Below are 23397 nucleotides of genomic sequence, written 5' to 3' on the forward strand. Positions count from 1 at the left end.
TCAATCGATCTGGCGTCCGAACGGAGGTTCTTCCCGTCACATCCGGGGCCAGCGAAACTCTTCAGGCCTCTGCGAAACCTCGATGGAAACGCTTATGGCCGTTTCATGAACATAAGGTGCATTGTGGGCCTCTGACAATGCAGAAAATAGCACAGCCGAAACGGGAACCGCAGAATGCCCTCGCTCTGACCACCTTGCCGGCTCGGCAAGAGAGGCCGCAGGAACCCCGCGCGCCTCGCCCGTAAGCAATCAGACGCCCCGGCAACTGAGGCGCTGGCCAGGACCGGAGAGCGGCACAAGGATCATCCGCCCGAGTTCCTCCACGACATGGGTCGCCCTACAGGGAGGGCCCGGGGGTGACGGGCAGGACACGATCCGTGCGCCCTGCCCGCCCTCACTCAGTTCAGGTAATCGGCGCGCTGCAGACCGTATTTCGCCATCTTCTCGTTCAGGGTCCGGCGCGGCAGGCACAGCTCTTCCATGACGGAGGAGATCGAGCCCTTGTGGCGGCGCATTGTGTTGTCGATCAGCATCCGCTCGAACGCCTCGACATATTCCTTCAGCGGCTTGCCTTCGGTGGTCATCACCGGCTGCATCTCCTCGTTCTCGCTCATCAGCAGCGAGGCGATGGTGCCGGAACCGCGGCGCGACTGCAGCACGGCGCGTTCGGCCACGTTGATCAGCTGGCGCACGTTGCCCGGCCAGGGCGCCTGCAGCAGTTGCGCGGCCTCCTGCGCCGTCACCTGCGGCGCGTCACAGCCGTATTCGTCGGCAAACTGCTCGGACAGGCGCGTGAACAGCGCCAGGATGTCCTCGCCCCGCTGGCGCAGCGGCGGCACGGTGATGCGCAGCGCGGCCAGGCGGTAGAAGAGATCGGGGCGCAGCACGTCCTCGCAGGTGCGATCCTGCTCCTGCAGGTTGGAGATCGCGACGATCCGCGTCTCGGACGGCGTGCCCTGCTCGTTGATCGCCGACAGCAGCCGCGCTTGCAGGCTTTCCGACAGCGCCTCGATGTCTTCCAGCACCAGGGTGCCGCCGCGGGCCTCCTCGACGGCCGGCAGCTGGCTGTCGTCCGGCTGCATCGGACCGAAGAGGCGTTTCGACAGCTGCTCCTCCTCCAGGGCGGCACAGCTGAGCAGGACGAACTTCTTGCCGGCGCGGGCGCCCACGGCGTGCAGCGCATGGGCCACCAGGGTCTTGCCGGTGCCGGTCTCGCCGTCGATCAGGACATGGCCATCTGCCTGGCCCAGATCCAGAATGTCCTCGCGCAGGCGCTCCATCACCGGAGAGGTCCCGATCAGCTTTTTCATGATCTGGCCGCCATCGGACAGTTCGCGCCGCAGCTGGCGGTTGTCCATGGTCAGCCGGCGGGCATTGGCCGCCTTCTTGGCCAGAGCCGTCATCTTGTCCGGGTTGAACGGCTTTTCGAGGAAGTCGAAGGCGCCCAGACGCATCGCTTCCACCGCCATCGGCACGTCACCGTGGCCGGTGATCATGATGACCGGCAGCGAACTGTCGGTGCCCATGAGCTTCTTCAGGAAGGTCATCCCGTCCATGCCGGGCATCTTGATGTCCGAAATCACGATGCCGGGGTAATCGGGGCCGAGCGTCTTCAGCGCCTCCTCCGCACTGGGGAAGGTCTCGGTATCGTAGCCCGACAGGGCCAGCCACTGGCTGATCGACTGACGCATGTCCTGCTCGTCATCGACGATCGCGATCTTCATGGCCTTCTGCATCTCACGTTTCTCCGCTCTTGTCGTTACTCTGCCGCTTCGATCTCATCCGAGAGGATCGGAAGCTGCACCTCGAAAACCGCGCCGCCCGCCTCGGCGTTCCGGGCCGTCAGCCGACCACCTAGGTCGGCAATGATCCCTGACGAGATCGCCAGGCCCAGGCCGGTACCGTCACCGGGCTGCTTGGTGGTGTAGAATGGCTCGAACAGGGCATCCAGGTCCTGGATCCCCTCGCCGTTGTCGCGCACGGTCAGCGTGGCCGTCTCCCCCGCCGACAGAAGGATGTCGATCTTCGCATCCTCCACGTTGGCGGTGGCATCCAGCGCGTTCTTCAGCAGGTTGATCATCACCTGCTCCAGGCGCACCCGGTCGGCCATGACCATAACCGGGCGTTCTGGCAGCGCGCGGGTGATCCGCACCCGCCGCTGACGCAGCTGCGGTTCCATCATCGACAGGGACGACGCCAGCGCATCGCCAACGTTTACAGGGGTGAACCCGTCCCCGCCAGTGCGCGCGTAGCTCTTCAGCTGGCGAGTGATGGCGCCCATGCGACCGATCAGATCGTCGATCCGGCTGAAGCTGGCCAAGGCCTCGTCGGGGCGAGCGCGCTTCAGCAGCAGCTGCGCGCCGGCCAGGTAGGTCTTCATCGCCGCCAGCGGCTGGTTCAGCTCATGCGCCACGGCCGCCGACATCTCGCCCAGGGCGGCCAGTTTCTGGCTCTGGGCGATGGTCTGTTCGGCCACCTCCAGGTTCTTCTCCATGCGCTCCCGTTCGGCGATTTCCCGCTGCAGCCGTTCGTTCAGCGCGCGCAGATCCGCCGACTCCCGCTGGAAGACCGACAGCCGCAGCATGGTCTTGCGCGACAGGGCGTAGAAGGCCAGTGCTAGAAGGATGGCGAAGCCCATGATTTCCAGCGCCAGAACACCGTTCACCTGCTCGCGCACGGACTGGTAGGAGGTATAGCTGACCACCTGCCAGCCGCGGAACGGGATGCGAGAGCCGACGCGCATCACCGCTTCCCCCTCCAGGTAGCCATCCACCTCGGTCGTCCAGTCGGTGGTGGCATAGAGCGCCCGCTCGATGGCGGAGGAGGGCGTTTCGCGCGCCACGGCCTGATCCTCGGTCAGACCGCGCCACAGCGGTTCGGTCGACAGGATGATCCGCCCCTCGCTGTCCTTGACCAGCAGCGCGTCCGAGATCCCCGCCCAGGAGCGTTCGAACTTCGCCAGGTCGGCCTCCACCATGATGACCCCGATCAGGCTGCCCTGGAAGTCGATGCGCCGCGAATAGACGAAGCTGAAGCCGCCGGTTTCGCGGGGGATGACGCTGAACACAGTCCCGTTGGAGCGCTGCGCCTCGATGAAATAGCGGCTCTGGCGGTGGTTCTCGCCCAGGCGGTTTCGATTGGTGGCAGCCACGATGCGCCCGTCCTCGTCCAGCAGCACCAGCCCCTGGGCGCTGATCTCGTCGAGGAAGGACATCAACCGCAGGGTCGAGGTGCTGAAGTCGTCGCTGTTGAGCGCGCCGATCAGCTCCTGGTCGCGGGCCAGCAGCTGCGGCACGATCGAATTCAGTTGCAGTTCACTGACGATATTGGCCCCGAACAGTGCCAGGCGCAGCTCGGCCCGGTTGCGGGTCGGCTCGGTATAGCGCTGCATCAGCATGGCGTTCGTCACGGCCATGATGACGATCACCACGACCAGGAACAACGCCAGGGCGATGCGCGCGCGCCAGGAAATGGTGCGGCCGGAATGACCGGCCGGGGGGCTTTCGTTCTCCATTGGGCGAAATTACACCGCTCGGGGCCGTACGCTCAAGCAGACAAGGGCACGACACAGGCGGCAAAGCGCCGATATGGGCCCTTCGAAGACCAGCCCCATGCCTCCGACGGGTGGTGAGGGCCGCCCCGGAAAGGCGCCGATGGCGCGCTTCAGGCCCGAACGGGCAGAGCCACGTCGCTGTCGACTAGCAGGGGCGCGACGCTCGTTGGCGGAGGATACCCAAAGGGCGCCCAGGCCGGGCCGTCCATGTGCCGCGCCCTTTCCCATCCTGAAGGCTGGAAATACTCCGGGGGAGTCGCCGTCAGGCGACGGGGGCAGCGCCCCCTGCCCGGCCTCAGCCCCCAAAACCGGAACCCGAAATCAGGCCTCGACCAGCGCGTCCAGGATCCCCTGGAAAACCCCGGCGCCATCGGTACCACCATGGCCCGCGTCGGCGGCGCGCTCGGGGTGGGGCATCATACCCAGCACCCGGCGGTTGGCCGAAAGCACACCGGCGATGGCGCCCGCAGAGCCGTTCGGGTTGTCGTCGTAGGTGAAGGCCACCCGATCCTCGCCGCGCAGCTCGGCCAACAGCTCGTCATCCGCCTGGTAGTTGCCGTCGTGGTGGGCGATCGGGATATGCACCGTGGTGCCGGCGTTGTACTGGCGGGTGAAGATGCTTTCCGAGGTCTGCACCGTCAGCGGCACGGTCTTGCAGATGTATTTCAGGTTGGCATTGCGCAGCAGCGCGCCCGGCAGGATGCGGGTCTCGGTCAGCACCTGGAAGCCGTTGCAGATGCCGATGGCATAGCCGCCGCGATCCACGTGGGCCTTCAGAGAGGTGCAGATGGGCGAGTTCGCCGCGATGGCGCCGCAGCGCAGGTAGTCACCGTAGCTGAAACCGCCGGGCACGCCGACGATATCGACACCCTCGGGCAGCTCATGATCCTTGTGCCAGACCATGGTGACCTCGGCGCCGGCCTTCTCGAAGGCCACTTGCAGGTCACGGTCGCAGTTGGACCCGGGGAAGACGAGGACGGCGGCTTTCATGGCAGGCTCCGTGGCGCGGGAAGGGATCTGATGCGGCTCATACGCGCAAGGGACAGACGGATCAAGCCTGCGCGCCCCGGATCAGGCCACTCGCCCGGCCCTCGCCGGGATGCTAGGATCCGCGGAAACCCCGAAGGAGACCCGCCATGCCCCTGCCAACCCCCGACACGCCGCTCAGCGGCGCCTGCCGCTGCGGCGCCCTGCGGATGGAGATCACAGCCCCGCCCTTCATGACCGCCGCCTGCCACTGCACCGGCTGCCAGCGGATGGCCTCCAGCGCCTTTTCCCTGACCATGATGGTGGCCGCGGACGCCTTTCGCGTGACCGAAGGCACCCCGGTGACCGCCGGGGCCGGATCCCCCGACCTGACCCACTACGCCTGCCCGGAGTGCCACAGCTGGGTCTACACCCAGATGACGGGCTTCGATTTCGTCAACCTGCGCTCCGCGCTCTTCGACGACCCGACCTGGACCCGCCCCTTCATTGAAACCCAGCGGGCGGAAGCCCTGCCCTGGGTGCCGGAGCTTGCCCCCCACGGCTTCGACCGTTTCCCGGAGATGGAAAGCTTTCCCGAACTGATGGCCGCCTTCGCCGCCGAACGGCTCTGAGCCAGCGGCTCGGCCCTGCCGTGCCAGCCCCCTACCGTTCAAGCGCCCTGCCACACAACGAAAAGGCCCCGCCGCAGATCCTGCGACGGGGCCTTCCCAAATCCTTGAGCGGGGCGCGCTGGCTCAGGCGCCCATCTCGATCGAGTAGCTTTCGATCACCGTGTTGGCGAGCAGCTTCTCGCACATTTCGGTCACCGTTTCCTCAGTGGTGCCATCGGCCAGGTCCAGCTCGATCACCTTGCCCTGGCGGACGCCTTCGACGCCCTCAAAGCCCAGACCGCCGAGCGCGTGGCGCACGGCCTCGCCCTGGGGGTCCAGAACACCGGTCTTCAGCATGACATGCACACGGGCTTTCATATCGGGCGGCTCCTTCAGTTGATCAGCGTGGGCTTGGTGGCCCCGTTGGACCGCGGCATCACGCCAAGGCGCTGCGCCACTTCGGTATAGGCATCGGTCAGGCTGCCCAGGTCGCGACGGAACACGTCCTTGTCCAGGTGCTTGCCCGTCTCGATATCCCACAGGCGGCAGCTATCGGGGCTGATCTCGTCGGCCACGATCAGGCGCTGGAAGTCGCCCTCGTAGACGCGACCGACCTCGATCTTGAAATCGACCAGCTTGATGCCGACGGCCAGCATGACACCGGACAGGAAATCGTTCACGCGCAGCGCCAGGTGGACGATGTCGTCCATGTCCTGCTGGCTGGCCCAGCCGAAGGCGGCGATATGCTCTTCGCTGACCAGCGGATCGCCCAGCTCGTCGTTCTTCAGGCAGTATTCCACGATCGGGCGCGGCAGCTGCGTGCCTTCCTCGATGCCGAGGCGCTTCGACATGGAACCGGCGGCGGTGTTGCGCACGATGATCTCCAGCGGGATGATCTCGCAGCTGCGCACCAGCTGTTCACGCATGTTAAGGCGGCGAATGAAGTGCGTCGGCACGCCGATGTTCGCCAGCCCGGTCATGAAGAATTCGCTCAGGCGGTTGTTCAGCACGCCCTTGCCCTCGATCACGTCCTTTTTCTGGGCGTTGAACGCGGTGGCATCGTCCTTGAAATATTGCACGATGGTGCCGGGTTCCGGGCCTTCGTACAGGATCTTCGCCTTGCCTTCGTAGATTTTCTTGCGTCTTGCCATGGGCGTGCGGCCTCTCTCACGGGCTCTGGTCGGGAACGGGACTCGCCCGCTTTCGCGCTCTCTTAGTGCAAGCGCGGCAGTGGAGCAAGCGTGGCGCCTTGCCGGACCCCGCGCCCTATCGCCGGCGAAACCTCCAAAGTGTCACGCCCTGCCCCGTCCCGTCTTCACGCAGCGTCAAGGAGCGACTAACCTGATCGCGTCCCGACCAGACGGGGCGTCCCAGGCAGAGGGAGGAGATCATCTCATGAGCCACCTGAAGGACCGCGAAGCCGCTTTCGAGTCGAAGTTCGCCCATGACAGCGAGATGCTGTTCCGCGCCGAGGCGCGCTGCAACTGGGCTTTGGGCCACTGGGCCGCAGGCCTGTTGGGCAAGACCGGGGACGAGGAACAGGGCTATGCCGCGTCGCTGGTGAAGGCCGACCTGACCGAACCCGGTCATGAGGACGTCATCGCCAAGCTGGTCGCAGACCTCGACGGTCTGGCGGACGAAGCCACGATCCGCGCCCGCCATGCCGAGGCCCTGGCGACGGCGAAGGCCGCGCTAGCGGAGGAGTGACACCCGAACACGAGAACTTCAACGTCACCGCGCAAGCGACTAAAACGTAAGGAAAATCGCTCACTCCAGGGCTGCTTTTCGCGGTCCTCTGCAATCCTGTCCGCGCAATCCGTAGAATGCAACAGAGCGGCTGAGTGCCTTTTAAGTCTACGGAAAGAAACCTCGCCTACCCCTGAACCCGGGACCGGGAGAAGGGGATCGGAATGACCGAGGTGATGCGCGTGGCACGCAAGGACCGGACGCGCTGGCTGCGCTACGTCGCGCCCCTGACCGTCGGAAGCGCCTGTCTCTGGCTGCTTTGGAACCGCCTGCGGACGCTCGACCCCGACGCGCTGTGGCAGAGTTTCCTCGCGGTCAGCCCGGCGCAATGGGCCCTGGCGCTGGTGGCCACGGCCGTCTCCTTCTGGTCGCTCGGACGCTACGACGCGGTGATACACCGACATCTCCGCACCGGCATCTCGGCCCGTGATGCCCAGCTTTCGGGCATGTCCTCGATCGCGCTGGCCCAACTCCTCGGCCTAGGCGTGGTGACCGGTACGCTGGCGCGCTGGCGCCTGCTGCCGCAACTCGGGCCCCTGCGCGTGACCCAGGTCACCGCCGCCGTCTCGGCCTCCTTCCTCATCGCCTGGGCCTTGGTCACCGCGCTGGCCTGCCTGCTGCTCGCCCCGCGCCTGCTGCCGGAATGGCTGGCCCTGCTCGGGCTGGTGTTCTTCCTGACCCTACCGGCGGCCTCGCTCTTCGCGCCGGAACTGCGGTTTGCCCGGCTGCGCCTGCGCCTGCCATCGCTCAAGGCCATGGGGGCCATCACCTTCTTCGCCGCCATCGACACCTGCGCCGCAGGCCTGGCGCTCTATGCCCTGCTGCCCGAGCCGCCGGGCTTTGCCGCCTTCCTGCCGGTTTTCCTGCTGGCCCTGGGCGCCGGTCTTTTCGCCGGGACACCCGGCGGGGTCGGCCCGTTCGAGCTGTCGCTGCTGGCGCTTCTGCCCGCCCTGCCGGAAAGTGACCTCTTCGCCGCCGTTCTGGCCTTCCGCCTGGTCTACTACCTGCTGCCCGCGGCGCTGGCCACGCTGCATATCTTCCGCCCCCGCCCGGTGGTCGAGGCGCCGCCCCGTCGGCGCACCTCCCGCCGGATCCCCGACCTGCTGCTGGACCATGCGCCGCGCGCGGAATGCGGCGTCGCGCGGCAGAACGGCGCGCGACTCCTGGGCTGTGCCGCCAGCGGCGCCCTGTGCATCGACACGCCCCAGACGCTGACCCTGCTCTTCGACCCGCTGTCCGGCAGCCTGGGCCCCTTGCTGCCGCGTCTTTCCGCCGCCGCGCGCAGCTCGAACCGCATCCCCGTCGTCTACAAATGCTCCGCCCGGCAGGCGCTGGCAGCCCGCAAGGCGGGCTGGCAGATCCTGCATGTCGCCGATGACGCCGTCATCGACCCCGGCGCGCTGACCCTCGACGGCGCCGCATTCCGGCAGTTGCGCCGCAAGCTGCGCAACGCGGAAAAGGCCGGCGTGACAATCTCTTGCGAGACGAAGTTGCCCCTGGCCGACCTTGCGCGACTGGACGCCGAATGGAAAGCACTGCACGGGGTCGCCCGCGGATTGTCGACCGGGCGCTTCGCCCCCTCCTACGTCGCCCGGCAACGGGTCTTCGGCGCGCGGATCGACGGCGATCCGGTCGCCTATATCACCCTGCACGAGAACCAGAACCAACTCTGCCTCGACCTGATGCGGCACGGCGCAGATCTGCCCGACGGCACGATGCACGCCCTTGTCACGGCCGCGGCGCGAGAGGCCGCCCGGCTGGGCCTGCCGCTGTCGCTGGCGGCCATTCCCGCCCGCCCCGGGAATGAGGGACGCATGATGACCTGGGCCCGCGCCCAGGTCGCGGCGCGGACCGGCGGCATGGGCCTGACGCGGTTCAAGGACAGTTTCGCCCCGCGCCACCAGCCTCTCTACATGGCCGCCCCCGGGCGCGGCGCGCTGGCGCTGGCAGCCGCCGATCTGGCCCTTGCCATGCGGCGTCCTGCCCGAACCCGGGCACAGCCCCTTCCCACGGAGAGCGCGCTTGCGTATGAGAGGTCTTGAACAAGCGCGGCCCCCGGCGCGGCCGGAACGCCCCTGCCAGGAGAGCCCGATGACCGATGCCCTGTCCCGACTGCTGCAATCCCGCGACTGGCTGATGGCCGATGGCGCCACCGGCACCAACCTCTTCAACATGGGGCTGACCGCGGGCGACGCCCCCGAGATTTGGAACGTTGAGCACCCCGACCGCATCCGCACCCTCTACCGCTCGGCGGTCGAGGCCGGGTCGGACATCTTCCTGACCAATACCTTCGGCGGCAATGCCTCCCGGCTGAAACTGCACGGCGCACAGTCCCGGGTGAGCGAGCTGAACCGCATCGGCGCCGAGCTGGGCCGCGAGGTGGCCGATGCCGCAGGCCGCCCGGTCGTGGTCGCCGGCTCCGTCGGGCCGACGGGGGACATCATGGCGCCGATGGGTCCGCTGACCCATGAAACGGCCGTGGAGATGTTCCACGAACAGGCCGAGGGCCTGAAGGCCGGGGGCGCCGACGTGCTCTGGCTGGAAACCATCTCCGCCCCCGAGGAATACCGCGCTGCCGCCGAGGCCTTCAAACTGGCCGACATGCCCTGGTGCGGCACCATGAGCTTCGACACCGCCGGGCGCACGATGATGGGCCTGACCTCGGAAGGCATGGCGCGGACGGTCGAGAAACTGGACAACCCGCCGATCGCCTTCGGCGCCAATTGCGGCGTCGGCGCCTCGGACCTGCTGCGCACCGTACTGGGCTTCTCCGCCCTCGGGATCGAGCGGCCGATCATCGCCAAGGGCAATGCCGGGATCCCGAAATACGAAGACGGCCATATCCACTATGACGGCACGCCGGAGCTGATGGCCGAATACGCGGTCCTGGCCCGCGATTGCGGCGCCACGATCATCGGCGGCTGTTGCGGCACCATGCCCGAACACCTGGAGAAGATGCGCGAGGCGCTCTCGACCCGCCCCCGCGGCCCGCGTCCGACCCTCGATCAGATCACCGAAAAGCTGGGCGGCTTCTCCTCCGCCTCCGACGGCACCGGCGACGATGCCACCCCGGCCCGCCGACCGCGCCGGCGCAGCCGGGGCTGAGCAGTCCGCAGCGATGCCTGAAATGGCCCGGACGGGCGCCCGCGACCGCCGTGCACGCGGGATCGCGCGCCACGGCTCTGCTTCACCTTGTTCGAAATACTCCGGGGACGGAGCCGCGTCCCGGAAATCGTCCAGTGGACGATTTCAGCAGCGAAGGGGCGGAGCCCCCCCCTTTCCAGCCCCATTTAGTCGAAAAGCGACAGCTGCTCTCCGGGTTTCACCGGCACGCGGAACAGGTCGCAACGCAGCTCGGGCTGCGGCACGTCCAATCCGTGGCGCTTCACCGCCGCGCGGAACCTTTGGGCAATCATCGCCGCATAGGGTCCCTCACCGCGCATCCGCTTGTGCCACTGGGCCGAGTAATCCTGACCGCCGTGCATCTCGCGCAGGCGGGTCATCACCCGTTTCGCCCGGTCGGGATAGTGCTCGGCCAACCATTCCTGGAACAGCGGTGACACCTCGCGCGGCAGGCGCAGCATGATCCAGCTGGCGGCCGTGGCCCCGGCGCCTGCACAGGCCTCCAGGATCTTCTCCACCTCGGCGTCGGTCAGAGCGGGCACCACGGGCGAAACCATGGCGCGCACCGGCACCCCCGCCCGCGCCAGCGCCCGGATCACTTGCAACCGTTTCTCCGGGCCAGGCACGCGCGGCTCCATCCGGCGGGACAGGTCACGGTCCAGCGTGGTGACGGAAATGCCCACGCGCACCAGGCCGAGCTTGGCCATCTTCCGCAGGATATCCAGATCGCGCAGGATCCCGGTGCCCTTGGTGACGATGGCGACCGGGTGGCGATGCTCCCACAGCACCTGCAGGCACTCGCGCATCAGCCCGTGGGTCTTGTCGATCGGCTGATAGGGGTCGGTGTTCGTCCCGATGGCGATCGGCGCGACCTTATAGCTACGCTTGCCCAGCTCGGCCGTCAGGACCTCCGCCGCATTGGGACGCGCCACCAGCCGGGTCTCGAAATCCAGCCCAGGGGACAGGCCGAGGTAGGCGTGGCTGGGCCGGGCGAAGCAGTAGATGCAGCCGTGTTCGCAGCCGCGGTAAGGATTGATCGAGCGGTCGAAGGGCAGATCGGGCGAGCGATTGTAGGTGATCAGGCTGCGCGCGCGCTCCTCGCGCACTTCGGTGCGGATCTGCACCGGCTCCTCGATCACCTCCCAGCCATCATCTTCCGCCACCGTCTCCAGCGCCTCGTAGCGTCCGGGGGCGTTGCTAACGGCGCCGCGCCCGCGGCGGGCGCGGGTGTCGATGCCATGGGGCGGTGTCGTTTCGGGCGGGGTGTCGATGTTTTCAGCCATGGAAGGGTGCGGGGCAGCGGAATCATGGAACATATGATGAACATAGGTCCTCTCGGGACAAACCTCCATGATTCCTTTCAGGATTTCTTTGGGCCTTGCATGCCATAGGTCGTCCGCATCGTCCGTTTTGTCGCATTCCGCAAAGTCAGCGGGTCGCTTTGCGACAAAGGTCGGGGAATGGGCCAGGCCCGCGCGCAGCAGATCGGGGAAGAACATGTCCGACGAAGAAGAAGAAATCATCCTGTCCGAACTGGACGACGACGAACTGGTCCAGCAGATGATGGACGACCTCTATGACGGTCTGAAGGAAGAGATCGAAGAGGGCGTGAACATCCTGCTCGAACGCGGCTGGACCCCCTATCGTGTCCTGACCGAGGCCCTGGTGGGTGGCATGACGATTGTCGGCGCCGACTTCCGCGACGGGATCCTTTTCGTGCCGGAGGTGCTGCTGGCAGCCAATGCGATGAAGGGCGGCATGGCCATCCTGAAGCCGCTGCTGGCCGAAACCGGCGCACGCACCATCGGAAAGATGGTCATCGGCACGGTGAAGGGCGACATCCACGACATCGGCAAGAACCTGGTGTCGATGATGATGGAAGGCGCGGGTTTCGAGATCGTCGATCTGGGCATCAACAACCCGGTCGAAGAGTACATCGAGGCGATCAAGCGCGAAGAAGCCGACATCCTCGGCATGTCCGCCCTGCTGACCACCACCATGCCCTACATGAAGGTCGTGATCGACACGATGAAGGAACAGGGCATCCGCGATGACTACATCATCCTGGTGGGCGGCGCGCCGCTGAACGAGGAGTTCGGACGCGCCATCGGCGCCGATGCCTATTGCCGCGACGCCGCCGTGGCGGTGGAAACCGCCAAGACCTTCATCGCGCGCAAGCACAACCAGGCCACGGCCTGATCCCAGCCCGGCGCGGGCCCCGGCCCGCGCCCCTCCCGGAGGCGGATCGTCTCTACCCTGTGCGCGGGGAGGCCACCCGATGACCGATCTTCCCGATGACCAGACCCTGACCCAATCCGGCGCCAGCCTGACGGAAACGCGCCTGACCGAGGGCGAGGCCTCCACCCTGCTGATCGCCTGCGGGGCTCTGGCCCATGAGGTGCTGGCGCTGAAACGCATGAACGGGCTGGATCACCTCGACCTGATCTGCCTGCCCGCCATTCTGCACAACACGCCCGAGAAGATCACCGATGCCGTCCGCGCCGCTGCGGAACGGCACCGCGACCGCTACGCGCGCATCCACGTGCTCTACGCCGATTGCGGCACCGGCGGGCTGCTGGCCGCCGAATGCGACCGCCTGGGGGTGGAGATGTTGCCCGGCGCCCATTGCTACGCCTTCTTCGACGGGGTCGAGCGGTTCGAGGCGCGCGACGAGCTGACCGCCTTCTACCTGACCGACTTCCTCGCCCGGCAGTTCGACGCCTTCGTCTGGGAACCCCTGGGCCTGGACCGTCACCCGGACCTGCTGCCGATGTATTTCGGCCATTACACCCACTTGGTCTACCTGGCCCAGACCGAAGATCCGGCGCTGACTGCGAAGGCGCGCGAGGCCGCCGACAGGCTGGGCCTTGAATTCACCCGGCGATTCACGGGATATGGCGATCTCGCCACCGCCCTGACCCGGAAGCCCTCGTGACCTCTGACACCCTCGACCTGCTGAAAACCGATTGTTCCAAATGCGCCGCGCTCTGCTGCCTGGCGCTGGCCTTCGACAAGGGTAAGGACTTCGCCTTCGACAAGAACCCGGGCGAGCCCTGTCGCAACCTCTCGGGCCATATGTGCTCGATCCACGACAGCCTGACCGAGAAGGGCTTCCCCGGCTGCGTCGCCTATGACTGCCTCGGCGCCGGCAACCGCGTGGTGCAGGAGGTCTTCGCCGGGCGCAGCTGGCAGGACGAACCGCGCCTGACCCGTCCGATGATGGAAGCGTTCTCCGGCATGCGCGAGGTGCACAAGCGTATCGACCTGCTGCGCGCCGCCGAAACGCTGCCGCTGGAGGCGCGCGACGACCAGACCCGGCGCGACTACCTGGCCCGACTGGAACAGCACCGCTGGAGCGGGCAGGAGTTGAACGATTTCGAGGTCGGCCTGGCGCTGGAGATCGACATCTTCTTCCACGGCCTGCGGAAATACATGCCCGAGCGCTAGACGCTTCGACATGCAAAAGGGGGCCGTAGCCCCCTTCCCCTATCCACGGCGTCCGGATGTGGCTCAGGCCTGTTCGCGGATCCGCTCGATCATCGCACGCAACCCGTTGGACCGTTGTGCCGAAAGGTGTTCCTGCAGGTTCAGCCGCCCTAGCTCCGCCATCGGGTCCACCTGACCCAGCTCTGCCATCGGCACACCATCGTAAAGCGCCTTCAGCACCGCGATCAGGCCACGCACGATCATCGCATCGCTTTCACCATCAAAATGGAAGATGCCGCCCTCGGGGCGCATGTGCAGCCAGACCTGGCTGGCACAGCCTTCGACCTTGGTCGCTGGCACCTTCAGGGCGTCGGGCAGCGGCTCCATCGCCTTGCCCAGATCGATCACGTGACGATAGCGGTCTTCCCAATCCTCGAGAAACTCGAAATCCTCGACGATTTCCTCGAATGCGGGCTGCGCCATGGGGCTCTCCTTGCGTGGTCCGTCTGTCTGCCTGCCCCGGGGTTACGCCGCAGGCGGCGGAAGGTCCAGCCCCGGCAAAGGGGCCGCACCTTCCAGCTACGGCAAAGGCTTGGCTTTTCAAGCCCTCGCCACTGCGCTAGAGGAGGAAGGAAGTACAAGGGAAAGCCAGGGGGGCTCCGATCCATGCGCAAGTTTCTTCCCGTCGTCCTGATCGCCGCCATTGGGCTGTCGGGATGTGGATACGTGCGGGACAGCCGCCTGAACCCGTTCAACTGGTTCGGCCAGAGCAGTTCGCGCCCGGCGACCCCGCAGGAGGTCGAGAGCACCAACCCCCTGATCCCCAAGCGCAGCGCCTTCGCCCGGAAGCCGGACCAGGATCTGCGCCAGCCGATCGCGGGCCTGGAAAACCTGACGGTTGAACGTATCCCCGGCGGCGCGATCATCCGCGTGACCGGCGTCACGGCCCAGACCGGTGCCTACGACGTGGAACTGCGCCCAGAGAACGACGGTGACCCGGTGGACGGTGTCGCCCGCTACGTGATGGTCGCCTATCAGGCCCCTGGCGGGACCGCCGGCCCGATCCAGACCCGCCGCGTCACCGCCGCGGCACGGCTGTCGAACATCGAGCTGACCAATGTCAGCTCCATCGAGGTCATCAGCGCCTCCAACGTCCTGACCTCGCGCCGCTGATCCGTGGCATCACCACAACGCAAAAGGGCGCGGCCGGATGGCTGCGCCCTTTGTCTTCTCTGGCCGTGTTGATCAATCCAGGTCGACGGTGATGACCTTCTGGCCCTTGGTCGCCAGACCGATCTTGCCATCGCAGAGCCGCAGCGCATCGGCGCCGAAGACATCGCGTCGCCAGCCGTGCAGCGAGGGCACGTCGCGTTCCCCGGCGGCCAATTCGTCCAGTTCGGAGGTGGCCGCGATCAGCTTGGCCGCGACGCCGGAATTGTCCGACTTCGATTTCAGCAGGACGCGCAGCAGGTCGGCCAGCGCCGGATTCACCTGCAGCTTTTCCTTGGTCTTGTCAGGCTTGGGCAGGTCCGCGTCCGGGCATTCCAAGCCCGTCTTGATCGCCGCCATGATGCCCTCGGCAATCTCGCCCTTGCGGGCCTCTCGCAGCAACAGGCGCGCGCGGGACAGATCCTGCGGGGTCTGTGGCTTGGTCGAGGCCAGTTCGACCAGGGCGTCGTCCTTGTAGACGCGGTTGCGCGGCACGTTCTTCGACTGGGCGTAGGATTCCCGGAACTTCGCCAGCTCCCGCAACACGCCGAGGAAACGGCCCGAGTTGGTGCGGGTGCGCACGCGCTTCCACGCCTCTTCGGGGCGCACGATATAGGTCTCGGGGTTGGTCAGGATACCCATTTCCTCCGCCACCCAGGCGGCGCGCCCATCCTTTTCCAGCTGACGGGCCAGGTATTCGTAGATCTGGCGCAGGTGGGTCACGTCGGCGATGGCGTATTTCTTCTGCGCCTCGGTCAGAGGACGACGCGACCAGTCGGTGAAACGGGACGATTTGTCGAGGCTCTCGCGGGCGATCTTGCGCACCAGCGTTTCGTAGCCCACCTGTTCGCCGAACCCGCAAACCATGGCCGCGACCTGGGTGTCGAACAGCGGTTCCGGGATCAGCCCGGCATCGACGTAGAAGATCTCCAGGTCCTGCCGCGCGGCATGGAAGACCTTGACCACGTTGGTGTCCCGGAAAAGCTCGTAGAGGGGATCCAGCGACAGGCCCTCGGCCAGCGGATCGACCAGTACCGCATCGGTCTCGTCGTCCTTGCCGGGCACCGCAAGTTGCACGAGGCAAAGCTGGGAGTAATAGGTGCGCTCGCGCAGAAACTCGGTATCGACCGTGACATAGGGTTTGGACCGGGCCATGGAACAATAGGCTGCAAGGTCCTCGGTACGGGTAATCGTCTGCATCTAAGGCTTTCTTCTGATCGCTTCACGTCCTGCCGTCATGACCCCGTCATACTTGCCTTGTCACGGGATGGAAAGAGGGCGAAGGGCGCGCGAAACCACCCTGCCGGCAAGAAACAAGACCCCGCACCCATCAAAATACGTTAGCGTGAGACGATCAATCATTCATTTTCGTTAGACGTGGCCGCGGGGTAGAAACAGGCAAGGACCTTCCTTCCCTCTTCCCCGAAAGGACCCGTCATGGCCCAAGCCATCAATCTGAACCGCCCCCACTGCGCCCCTGCCCCCGCCACCTCGCCCGTGCGCCTGCCGCTGAAGGCAGCCGTCGCCCTGGCCTTCGTTCTGGGGATGGTGGCGCTGTCCACCGTCGTGCCGCAGACCGAAGTCGCGCCCGACATGGCCTGGCGCGGCAACTCCGGCTCGCTGGAGATGATCCGCTAAAGGCTCTCGGCGAACTTGCGCAGCATGGCCGGGTACAGCTGATGTTCCTGCACCAACACCCGGGCGGCCAGCGTTTCAGGCGTGTCGCCCGGTTCGATGGCGACCCGCGCCTGGCCAAGGATCGGACCGTCGTCCAGCTCTGCCGTCACCTCATGCACGGTGCAGCCGGCCTCGGTCTCGCCAGCCTCAAGCGCCCGCGCATGGGTGTGCAAACCCTTGTATTTGGGCAGAAGCGAGGGGTGGATGTTCAGCATCCGCCCCTCGTAATGCCGTATGAAGCTGGGCGTCAGGATCCGCATGAAGCCCGCCAGGCACAGGATGTCAGGGCGCGCCGCATCCAGGTGACAGATCAGCTCGGCCTCGAAGGCCGCGCGGTCTTTCCCGAAGGGGCGGTGATCGACCGCGAAGGTCGGCACGCCCATCTGGGTGGCCTTTACCAGACCGCCCGCCTGCGGATCGTTGGACCCGACCAGCACGGGGCGCGCGGGGTGATCGCCGGTCATGCTTTCGACGAGGCGGACCATGTTGGACCCGCCGCCGGACACCAGGATTGCAACGCGCTTCAAGGGATCAGCCCTGCAGCGCCGGGTAACGGATGCCTGCCTCTTCGGTGACCGTCCCGATGCGGCTGACGGTCTCGCCGGCCTCGGTCAGCAGCGCGGTCAGGGCGTCGGCCTCGGCTGTATCCACCACCAGCACCATGCCCACACCGTAGTTGAAGGTCTTCAGCATCTCCGCCTCGGAAATGCCGCCCTGCGCCTGCAGCCAGGTGAACACGCCGGGTTTCTCCCAGGCGGTCAGATCAATCTCGGCCCCCAGGCCCTGCAGGACGCGCGGCAGGTTCTCGGTCAGGCCGCCGCCGGTGATATGGGCCAGGGCATGCACACCGCCCGCGCGCACCGCGTCGAGGCAGGATTTGACGTAGAGACGGGTCGGTGTCAGCAGCGCGGCCCCCAGCGAGCCGTCGGCCCAGGGGCAATCCGCATCCCAGCCCAGCCCCGAGGTTTCAACCAGCTTGCGCACCAGAGAATAGCCATTGGAATGCACCCCGTCGGAGGCGAGCCCCAGCAGGACATCCCCAGCCCCCACGCCCGCCGGCAGATCCTGCCCGCGTTCCATCGCACCCACGGCAAAGCCTGCCAGGTCGAAATCGCCCTTGGCGTACATGCCCGGCATTTCCGCCGTTTCACCGCCGATCAGCGCGGCGCCGGAGTTGGCACAGCCCTTGGCAATCCCTTCGACGATGGCCGCGGCCTGGTCGAGCTCCAGCTTGCCGGTGGCGAAGTAGTCAAGGAAGAACAGCGGCTCGGCGCCCTGGCAGACCAGGTCATTGACGCACATGGCCACCAGGTCGATGCCGATGGTGTCCACGTGGCCGGTGTCGATGGCGATGCGCAGCTTGGTGCCCACACCGTCGGTGGCCGCCACCAGGATCGGATCGTCGTAGCCGGCCGCCTTCAGATCGAAGAGCGCGCCAAACCCGCCCAGCCCCGACATGGTGCCGGGCCGGTCCGTGGCCTTGGCCGCCGGTTTGATCCGGTCGACCAGGTCGTTCCCGGCCTGAATGTCCACACCTGCGTCCGCGTAGGTGATCCCGTTCTTGCCGTCACTCATGACCCTGCCCTCGAAGCCTTGGAAATTGGGCCGGTCAGTAGCCGATCCCCCCCCTTCGCGCAACGACAAAGCGGCCCGCCGCTGCCGCAACGGCAGACGCGGCGGCGGTCGCCCGCCCGAAAGCCACGTGCCGCCCCTGTTTCGTCACGATCTGCCCTCATGCACCGCACGACGGGCGCCGCGCGCGCAGCTCACACTGAAGTCCTACCATGGCCTCGGGCCCCGCGTCCTCGGGGCGGCAGCGAGGCCAGGGTTGACGCGTCGCAGCCACGTCCGCCCCCGAACGTACCCGCCTGCCCCGCCGCGCGCTTGACCCTCGCGGCTCCGCGCCATATGCCTGAGCGCGGTCGGGCCTGTAGCTCAACGGTTAGAGCAGAGCGCTCATAACGCTTTGGTTGCGGGTTCAAATCCTGCCGGGCCTACCAGAAATCCGATTTTTCCCAATAAAATCAAGGGCAATGTGGACCACGCCGACCCACGAACGCCCATCACTTTTCAATGGGTTACGGGGCAAGTGGACCACGTTTTCCGGGGGGTTCGATGCCGCGTCATGCTAGCCGGCCGTGGCAGAGGAGATGGCGCCTGAATACGGCAATGATCCGACGCGGCCTTGTAAACCCGGTCCGCAAGGGCCATGTGAGTATAGCTTACGCTTTTCTCTTCGACATTCTGCTGCCTGAAACGGTTTCGGTTGATCGACTTGGATCGACTTTGCCGGGCTGCCGCATATCGCGGGCAGCAGAAATCAGGAGGAGACCGACATGGCTCAAGGCACAGTGAAATGGTTCAACACCACCAAAGGCTTCGGGTTCATTCAGCCCGACGACGGCGGTAAGGACATCTTCGTACATATCTCTGCGGTCGAACGCGCAGGTCTGTCTGACCTGCCCGAAGGCAAGAAGGTGAGCTACACCCTCGAGGCCGGCCGCGATGGCCGCGAATCCGCTGGTTCTCTGGAGCTGGTGTGAAGCCAACTCTGGACGATATCCTCAACGGCGTTCCCGAACAGAGCGGCAATGGTGGCAAACCATTGTCGCCCACCAAGAAGGCCGATGCGCGGTCCGAGACGCAACTCGACAAGATTTCGGCCAGCGCCAAGCGCTTGCTGTCAGAAGAAGCCGAGCAGCGCGCGGACAAGATCGCGCGCCTCAGTGCCGCCCGCCGAGCGCTAGGGCGGGAAGACAACACCTGATCCCCTGCGGCCCGCCAAGGGCCCGCACGAGGTCAGTTCCAATACCTCTCGCGACACGTTCTGCCCGGAGCGCCCATCTCGGACCCAGTCCGACGGCGCGCCGGTGCAGCGCATCGTGGCCGCCCCAGGCGGCGGACGATGGCGCGAGACGCCACCTACATAACGGATCAGGGAGGATCACCATGGGCTATTCACAGCCAAAGAAGCAGTTGGATCTCAAGGAGTTCCTCAGCACGCCCGCGAAGAAGCGGCCCGGCGCCAAGAAGTTCGGGTATCGAAGATTCCCCGCGGCGCCCACCATGTCGCAGGACGATGCCCCGACCGAAAAGAGCGATTCCGAGGCGCCTTCGGACAGCTGATCCGCCCGGTCGGCCGATGCGGCTCGCCCGACCGGGCGAGGTCGGGCCGGGTTTTTCCCGGACTGGCTCTGCCCTGCAGGCCGATCGCCGCCCGACTGCGAAACACGACACAAGATTACAGGCGCCGGACGGTGCCACCCCGGAGCGCGGCAGTATGAACCGCTGCCTCCCCCAGACATTAGGATACGACAATGATGGATATTCCCTGGGGCGAACCCTTCGCCCTCATCGACACGAAGGGCGACAACGTCGCACGTGTCGGCACGATTGAGACCGCCCACCACTGGCTGCGCCGCAAATGGCCGACCAGCGATGCGACCCACCGAAAGGCTTTGGCCCGGATCGAAGACGCCATGGAATGCATGGGATCTGTTGCGGAAGCCAGGCAGGCCTTCATCGCGGCAGCGCGATCTGCCGGGTTCGTCCCGGCCAAGCTGGCGTAGCACGGGCGCCCGTCACCATAGCGCCACCGGCCGGATTTAGGTCCGAAGAAGTGGCAGCATCCAACGACACAGCGAGGAACCTGAACCACATGAACGAAAAGAAACCAGCACACGCGAGCCGCCACATGACATCTCCCGCACAAACGGTCCTAAATGCAGGGGCGCTGACTTGGGACGACTTCATGTTGGGGCTGTCAGAGGAACACCCGATCGCTGAAACTCGCGCCTCTCTGGGGCGCCTTTTCCAGGAATAGCCCGACCGGACGGACGGAAGAGCCTCATACTGAGGCCACGCACGGCCCCGCCGCAAAGCGGGACCGATCAGGCAACCGGCGCAGGGACTGCAACGTCTTCAGGGCTGCATAAGCACCGAATTAGACGGATAGTCGGACGCCCAGGTGGCCGGGAGCGGTGCGACAAAGACATTTTCCGTGCGGTTGTGGGTGTAGCGCCAGACGCCATCCTCACACTTGCGGAACTTGTTGAACAGCCGGGAGGACCGCAGAAGGGCCTTTCCATCCGAGAAGAGCCAGGGCTGCATATGCACCCAATTGCCCTCTGCGGTCATGGCATCATCGGACACGCGGATCTGTTCAGAGGTCAGATAGTGGCAGTTCAGGATGAGAGCGGGATCGGTCTTACCGCCCCAGAACCCCTCGAAATGCTTCTTCACCGCATCCCAGCCCTCGGCGCGGCCGAACTGACCTTCGTAGTACTCACCAACGCCTTCCCAGACAGCTTCGGGCGCGAAGAGCTCCATGATGCGATCAATGCGCTCTGCATCGCTGTCGCACCCATATTCCGGGTTGGGCGTATCACATAAGAACATGTAGCGCGCCTGCAGGCGGCGCACCTCGGCTTCGGCCTCTAGGACCGCGACACGTGTTTCCAGGGCGTTGATGTATTCTTGAGACACGGGCGATTCCCTACCTGATTACGATAATTTTCACCTAAATGTATCGCGTCGGGCCCCGCATATGAAGCGGCGGGCAGCCACTCAAGCGGGAGTTTCGAAGAAACCCTTCGCTCAGGTTCTTAGGTGCCCAGTCTACACGCAAAGAAGCTCATAAGAGCACAAGGCCTGACACGCCTGACCGCCAGGCCCGGACAACAACGCTCCTGTCCGTGGGCCGCGGCCCCGCTCGGTCACGCCGACTTCGCAGGTCGTCGCAAACCTGGCACGACCGCCCTAGATTGGCAGTCACGAGATATGCGATGTCCCGCCCCTCTCAGAAGGCGTTGTCACGCTTAAACTCCAAAGCTCCAACCCTTATTTTCAAGCACAATACCCAAACGGATAGCCAAAGATGTAAGCGTTGACACGTCGCGGGCGGTTCCCCCAAAGGTGGAAAGAACCTGTTGCTCGACAGGCTTCGGAGAATACTCATCGACGCCCCGAAATGACGTCAGGCCGAATTCTCTGACTTTGAAACTTCGATGTGGAACGCGTCGCGTAACCTGACGGGAGTCTGCACTCCCACAATATTTCCTAGCTCGCGGCAATCTACTGCCTGCTATCTCGTTCGAAGGACTGTACCAGTGGCCATAAGTCTTGATGGATATCTTGTTGCGAAAGCCAAGGAGCTTGAGCTCGAGGTCAAGGAGCTGAAAGAGATCTCCGCCCGGCTAGAAAGTCTAGGGTATCAACTTGTCGGGCGCACCTGCGCTGAGGGCGTTTCAGGATTGATGATGGCGTCGGCGATCACCCAGAAAATCGCAAAGAGCATTGAAACACCGGGCGACGACGAGATGGTCGAACACGGGGATAGTGCTGGCACCGTTCACACGCTCCATCCCGAACGCTAGGGGGCCAGGCGCGTTATCTTCAGAGCAGGAACACGGCGGTTGCAGCGACGGCAATCGCCGAAAGGCCAGACGAGCACCTGTCAATTGGCCCGTTCCCAAAGGCTTCCCTGCACTACCCTCATCTCGAAAGCGCAAGGGTCCGGCGTGGCTTTTCAGACGATGCATCTTAATTTCAGATGCGAACCGCATGTATTTTCATTGGCACAATGCTCCAGAAGTCCTAGCGTCGCCAAACACTCGATTAGGGGACTTCGCAATGATCACTCGCAACAAAACGCTCCGGCATTTTACAGCCGCCGCACTGACAGGGCTATGCCTGGCAGGATCGGCCAATGCCGACGACTGGGCTGGACCGTTCGCCTCAATCGGCCTCGGCAGCAGCCACAGCCGGCTGGACTGGACCGCAGGAGGCGTACCCATCTTCGCCCCTACCGGTTACGAGGATCACGGCACCGCCGACAGCCTGGCGATCAGTGGTGAAGTCGGTCAGATGTACCGCCGAGGCGACTTCCTGCTCGGTTGGTCGGTTGGCCTGACGAGTCTCGATCATGAAGAACGAAAGGCCTCCCCCTTCTCCCCGGGCGAAACGCTCGCGACCGAGATCGGGCCGATGGCCTCTCTCGCAGGCCGGGTCGGCAAAGATTACGGCAACTGGCTGTTCTACGGCGAAGCCGGCGTGGCGATCGCAAAACTTAGCGTGCCCAATGAGGCCCCCTATTGCCCGACCCCCTGCAGGGTTTCGCTGGATGGCATGTCGACGGGTTTCCTTACCGGCATCGGCGCTGACTATCGGATCACGGATCGGTATGCGGTCGGCATCAACTATCGCTACGTCGACTTCCAGGCGCGCACCGCTTCCGGTGAGATCTCCGGCCTGGGCGCGCCGCAGGAGTATGAGATCGGTGCGGACGCGAGCGTCATCACCCTCCGCCTGACAATCGCACTGGACTAAAGCCACCGGTACGGGCCCAAGCCCGGAGAAAAGTGCCCCGATGCAGTTCAAAGGCGCCCTGGGGCTGCAGCGGTGTTTGCGCACCGCTGCCCCCGATCCGGGCGCTAGTCGTCCAACTCGGCCGGATCGGCCGCGCGAACCGAGTGGATCTCCGCGATATGGTCCCAGTCCTGGGCAGCCTCGCGCGCGGCGCGAGCGTCGGGCGCCTCGAAGGGCACCTCGCGCGGCGGGTAGTAGTAGCCGTGAGCCTCGTTGCTCATGGTCACGAAGTAGCGGGGCATTCGGCCTCCCAGGTCGCATTTGTCTTCAGGTCCCGCCGCAGGTTCCAGGGCGCATGGGTGGCCCGCCAGTCGATCTCCGCTTCGCTGAAGATCCGCATCTCCTCCACGTCGCAAAAGGCCGGGCCGGGCGGCGGCGCTGCCGGCACAGGATCACTCCGCAGGTAAGAGCCAGCGGTCAGGCGCAAAAGGGCCGAGATCGGAACCGGGAATGCTGTCCAGCGCATGGTCGCGCTCCTTGTCCTGGTGAAGGTCCGCCACCCGGCCGTTGCAGCCGGCCAGCATGGTGTTGAGAGTCCGGGCACGGGCCTGCAGGCGGTCGACTTCGCCCGCGAAGTGCCAGGCGAGCCAGGCCGCGGCGAGGAAAACCATTAGGGCATCGTCGGCGATAAGGAACATGCCAGGAAGCAGAAGCGTACGTAGCAGGTTTGCAGCGATCGGCGCCTATTCTCTGTTGCCCCGAGCCACCGGCGACACAAAT

General features: G+C 65.5%; 29 protein-coding genes and 1 tRNA gene. 16 read left to right on the plus strand and 14 right to left on the minus strand.

Features of this window, described 5'->3' with window-relative positions; all coding sequences use genetic code 11:
* Positions 1–398: 398 nt before the first annotated feature.
* The 3 genes from CVM50_RS14805 to purQ form a co-directional block, all read right to left on the minus strand.
* Positions 399–1736 carry a sigma-54-dependent transcriptional regulator gene (locus CVM50_RS14805; RefSeq protein ID WP_085888218.1) on the minus strand — a complete coding sequence of 446 codons (1338 nt, stop codon included), beginning with the start codon at positions 1734–1736 and terminating at the stop codon, positions 399–401.
* A 23-nt stretch (positions 1737–1759) separates the two neighbouring features.
* On the minus strand, positions 1760–3514 hold the full coding sequence (locus CVM50_RS14810) for a sensor histidine kinase (protein ID WP_085888219.1): 1755 nt from the start codon (positions 3512–3514) through the stop codon (positions 1760–1762).
* Positions 3515–3874: 360 nt separating this feature from the next.
* A complete protein-coding gene (gene purQ / locus CVM50_RS14815) occupies positions 3875–4543 on the minus strand; it encodes a phosphoribosylformylglycinamidine synthase subunit PurQ (protein WP_085888220.1) in 669 nt (222 codons plus the stop codon).
* 146 nt (positions 4544–4689) lie between these two features.
* Between purQ and CVM50_RS14820 the strand changes: the two genes are divergently transcribed.
* A complete protein-coding gene (locus CVM50_RS14820; protein ID WP_085888221.1) occupies positions 4690–5151 on the plus strand; it encodes a GFA family protein in 462 nt (153 codons plus the stop codon).
* Positions 5152–5274: 123 nt separating this feature from the next.
* Here the strand turns inward: CVM50_RS14820 and purS are convergent, their stop codons facing one another.
* Positions 5275–5508, minus strand: coding sequence for a phosphoribosylformylglycinamidine synthase subunit PurS (purS, locus tag CVM50_RS14825; RefSeq protein WP_085888222.1), 234 nt, complete (start codon positions 5506–5508; stop codon positions 5275–5277).
* Between the two features lie 14 nt (positions 5509–5522).
* Complete coding sequence (gene purC / locus CVM50_RS14830) at positions 5523–6281, minus strand: phosphoribosylaminoimidazolesuccinocarboxamide synthase (protein WP_085888223.1); 759 nt, start codon at positions 6279–6281, stop codon at positions 5523–5525.
* Between the two features lie 244 nt (positions 6282–6525).
* Here purC and CVM50_RS14835 point away from each other — a divergent pair, with 244 nt between their 5' ends.
* The 3 genes from CVM50_RS14835 (at position 6526) to bmt (ending at position 9981) form a co-directional block, all read left to right on the plus strand.
* Positions 6526–6837, plus strand: a complete 312-nt coding sequence (locus CVM50_RS14835) for a DUF1476 domain-containing protein (RefSeq protein WP_085888224.1) — start codon at positions 6526–6528, stop codon at positions 6835–6837.
* 203 nt (positions 6838–7040) lie between these two features.
* Complete coding sequence (locus tag CVM50_RS14840) at positions 7041–8918, plus strand: phosphatidylglycerol lysyltransferase domain-containing protein (RefSeq protein ID WP_085888225.1); 1878 nt, start codon at positions 7041–7043, stop codon at positions 8916–8918.
* A 49-nt stretch (positions 8919–8967) separates the two neighbouring features.
* Positions 8968–9981 carry a betaine--homocysteine S-methyltransferase gene (gene bmt / locus CVM50_RS14845; protein WP_085888226.1) on the plus strand — a complete coding sequence of 338 codons (1014 nt, stop codon included), beginning with the start codon at positions 8968–8970 and terminating at the stop codon, positions 9979–9981.
* 185 nt (positions 9982–10166) lie between these two features.
* Here bmt and CVM50_RS14850 read toward each other — a convergent pair whose 3' ends face one another.
* Positions 10167–11282: a PA0069 family radical SAM protein gene (locus CVM50_RS14850; protein ID WP_085888547.1), complete on the minus strand. Its 1116-nt coding sequence runs from the start codon at positions 11280–11282 to the stop codon at positions 10167–10169.
* A gap of 214 nt (positions 11283–11496) precedes the next feature.
* On the opposite strand from CVM50_RS14850, the gene CVM50_RS14855 reads away from it, so the two are divergent.
* The 3 genes from CVM50_RS14855 (at position 11497) to CVM50_RS14865 (ending at position 13446) form a co-directional block, all read left to right on the plus strand.
* Positions 11497–12198: a corrinoid protein gene (locus CVM50_RS14855; protein WP_085888227.1), complete on the plus strand. Its 702-nt coding sequence runs from the start codon at positions 11497–11499 to the stop codon at positions 12196–12198.
* 79 nt (positions 12199–12277) lie between these two features.
* A complete protein-coding gene (locus CVM50_RS14860; RefSeq protein WP_085888228.1) occupies positions 12278–12934 on the plus strand; it encodes a DUF1638 domain-containing protein in 657 nt (218 codons plus the stop codon).
* Positions 12931–13446: a hypothetical protein gene (locus tag CVM50_RS14865; RefSeq protein ID WP_085888229.1), complete on the plus strand. Its 516-nt coding sequence runs from the start codon at positions 12931–12933 to the stop codon at positions 13444–13446. The genes CVM50_RS14860 and CVM50_RS14865 overlap by 4 nt, the downstream gene beginning before the upstream one ends.
* A 63-nt stretch (positions 13447–13509) precedes the next feature.
* On the opposite strand, the gene CVM50_RS14870 is transcribed toward CVM50_RS14865, so the two are convergent.
* On the minus strand, positions 13510–13908 hold the full coding sequence (locus CVM50_RS14870) for a SufE family protein (RefSeq protein ID WP_085888230.1): 399 nt from the start codon (positions 13906–13908) through the stop codon (positions 13510–13512).
* A gap of 183 nt (positions 13909–14091) precedes the next feature.
* On the opposite strand from CVM50_RS14870, the gene CVM50_RS14875 reads away from it, so the two are divergent.
* On the plus strand, positions 14092–14598 hold the full coding sequence (locus CVM50_RS14875) for a hypothetical protein (RefSeq protein WP_085888231.1): 507 nt from the start codon (positions 14092–14094) through the stop codon (positions 14596–14598).
* 72 nt (positions 14599–14670) lie between these two features.
* Here CVM50_RS14875 and rnd read toward each other — a convergent pair whose 3' ends face one another.
* The gene (rnd, locus tag CVM50_RS14880; protein ID WP_085888232.1) at positions 14671–15834 is read right to left on the minus strand and encodes a ribonuclease D; all 1164 of its coding nucleotides are present in this window, start codon (positions 15832–15834) and stop codon (positions 14671–14673) included.
* 237 nt (positions 15835–16071) lie between these two features.
* Here rnd and CVM50_RS14885 point away from each other — a divergent pair, with 237 nt between their 5' ends.
* Positions 16072–16272 carry a hypothetical protein gene (locus tag CVM50_RS14885; RefSeq protein ID WP_085888233.1) on the plus strand — a complete coding sequence of 67 codons (201 nt, stop codon included), beginning with the start codon at positions 16072–16074 and terminating at the stop codon, positions 16270–16272.
* On the opposite strand, the gene purN is transcribed toward CVM50_RS14885, so the two are convergent.
* Together purN and purM are read right to left on the minus strand one after the other, a co-directional pair.
* On the minus strand, positions 16269–16838 hold the full coding sequence (gene purN, locus CVM50_RS14890; protein ID WP_085888234.1) for a phosphoribosylglycinamide formyltransferase: 570 nt from the start codon (positions 16836–16838) through the stop codon (positions 16269–16271). The genes CVM50_RS14885 and purN overlap by 4 nt on opposite strands.
* Before the next feature lie 4 nt (positions 16839–16842).
* The gene (gene purM / locus CVM50_RS14895; RefSeq protein WP_085888235.1) at positions 16843–17886 is read right to left on the minus strand and encodes a phosphoribosylformylglycinamidine cyclo-ligase; all 1044 of its coding nucleotides are present in this window, start codon (positions 17884–17886) and stop codon (positions 16843–16845) included.
* A gap of 349 nt (positions 17887–18235) precedes the next feature.
* Between purM and CVM50_RS14900 the strand changes: the two genes are divergently transcribed.
* From CVM50_RS14900 to CVM50_RS14915, 5 genes are all read left to right on the plus strand, one after another.
* A tRNA-Ile gene (locus tag CVM50_RS14900) sits at positions 18236–18311 on the plus strand.
* A gap of 336 nt (positions 18312–18647) precedes the next feature.
* On the plus strand, positions 18648–18854 hold the full coding sequence (locus CVM50_RS14905) for a cold-shock protein (protein ID WP_085888236.1): 207 nt from the start codon (positions 18648–18650) through the stop codon (positions 18852–18854).
* A complete protein-coding gene (locus CVM50_RS14910) occupies positions 18851–19078 on the plus strand; it encodes a hypothetical protein (protein ID WP_085888237.1) in 228 nt (75 codons plus the stop codon). The genes CVM50_RS14905 and CVM50_RS14910 overlap by 4 nt, the downstream gene beginning before the upstream one ends.
* Positions 19079–19260: 182 nt before the next feature.
* The gene (locus CVM50_RS21400; RefSeq protein ID WP_157792195.1) at positions 19261–19437 is read left to right on the plus strand and encodes a hypothetical protein; all 177 of its coding nucleotides are present in this window, start codon (positions 19261–19263) and stop codon (positions 19435–19437) included.
* A gap of 191 nt (positions 19438–19628) precedes the next feature.
* The gene (locus CVM50_RS14915) at positions 19629–19880 is read left to right on the plus strand and encodes a DUF982 domain-containing protein (RefSeq protein ID WP_085888238.1); all 252 of its coding nucleotides are present in this window, start codon (positions 19629–19631) and stop codon (positions 19878–19880) included.
* Positions 19881–20232: 352 nt separating this feature from the next.
* On the opposite strand, the gene CVM50_RS14920 is transcribed toward CVM50_RS14915, so the two are convergent.
* Positions 20233–20796, minus strand: coding sequence for a nuclear transport factor 2 family protein (locus CVM50_RS14920; RefSeq protein WP_085888239.1), 564 nt, complete (start codon positions 20794–20796; stop codon positions 20233–20235).
* 623 nt (positions 20797–21419) lie between these two features.
* Between CVM50_RS14920 and CVM50_RS14925 the strand changes: the two genes are divergently transcribed.
* Both CVM50_RS14925 and CVM50_RS14930 read left to right on the plus strand, forming a co-directional pair.
* Positions 21420–21686: a hypothetical protein gene (locus tag CVM50_RS14925; protein ID WP_085888240.1), complete on the plus strand. Its 267-nt coding sequence runs from the start codon at positions 21420–21422 to the stop codon at positions 21684–21686.
* A 256-nt stretch (positions 21687–21942) separates the two neighbouring features.
* The gene (locus tag CVM50_RS14930) at positions 21943–22638 is read left to right on the plus strand and encodes an outer membrane protein (protein WP_157792196.1); all 696 of its coding nucleotides are present in this window, start codon (positions 21943–21945) and stop codon (positions 22636–22638) included.
* Positions 22639–22742: 104 nt separating this feature from the next.
* Here CVM50_RS14930 and CVM50_RS21405 read toward each other — a convergent pair whose 3' ends face one another.
* From CVM50_RS21405 to CVM50_RS14935, 3 genes are read right to left on the minus strand one after another with little or no spacing between them, the layout of a single operon-like run.
* Positions 22743–22919, minus strand: a complete 177-nt coding sequence (locus CVM50_RS21405) for a hypothetical protein (RefSeq protein ID WP_157792197.1) — start codon at positions 22917–22919, stop codon at positions 22743–22745.
* Complete coding sequence (locus tag CVM50_RS21990; protein WP_159457056.1) at positions 22901–23065, minus strand: hypothetical protein; 165 nt, start codon at positions 23063–23065, stop codon at positions 22901–22903. Before CVM50_RS21990 ends, CVM50_RS21405 begins: the two co-directional genes overlap by 19 nt.
* Positions 23066–23069: 4 nt before the next feature.
* On the minus strand, positions 23070–23315 hold the full coding sequence (locus tag CVM50_RS14935; protein ID WP_085888242.1) for a hypothetical protein: 246 nt from the start codon (positions 23313–23315) through the stop codon (positions 23070–23072).
* Between the last annotated feature and the right edge of the window lie 82 nt (positions 23316–23397).

The sequence above is a fragment of the Pseudooceanicola marinus genome, assembly GCF_002786295.1.
Lineage (GTDB): Bacteria > Pseudomonadota > Alphaproteobacteria > Rhodobacterales > Rhodobacteraceae > Pseudooceanicola > Pseudooceanicola marinus.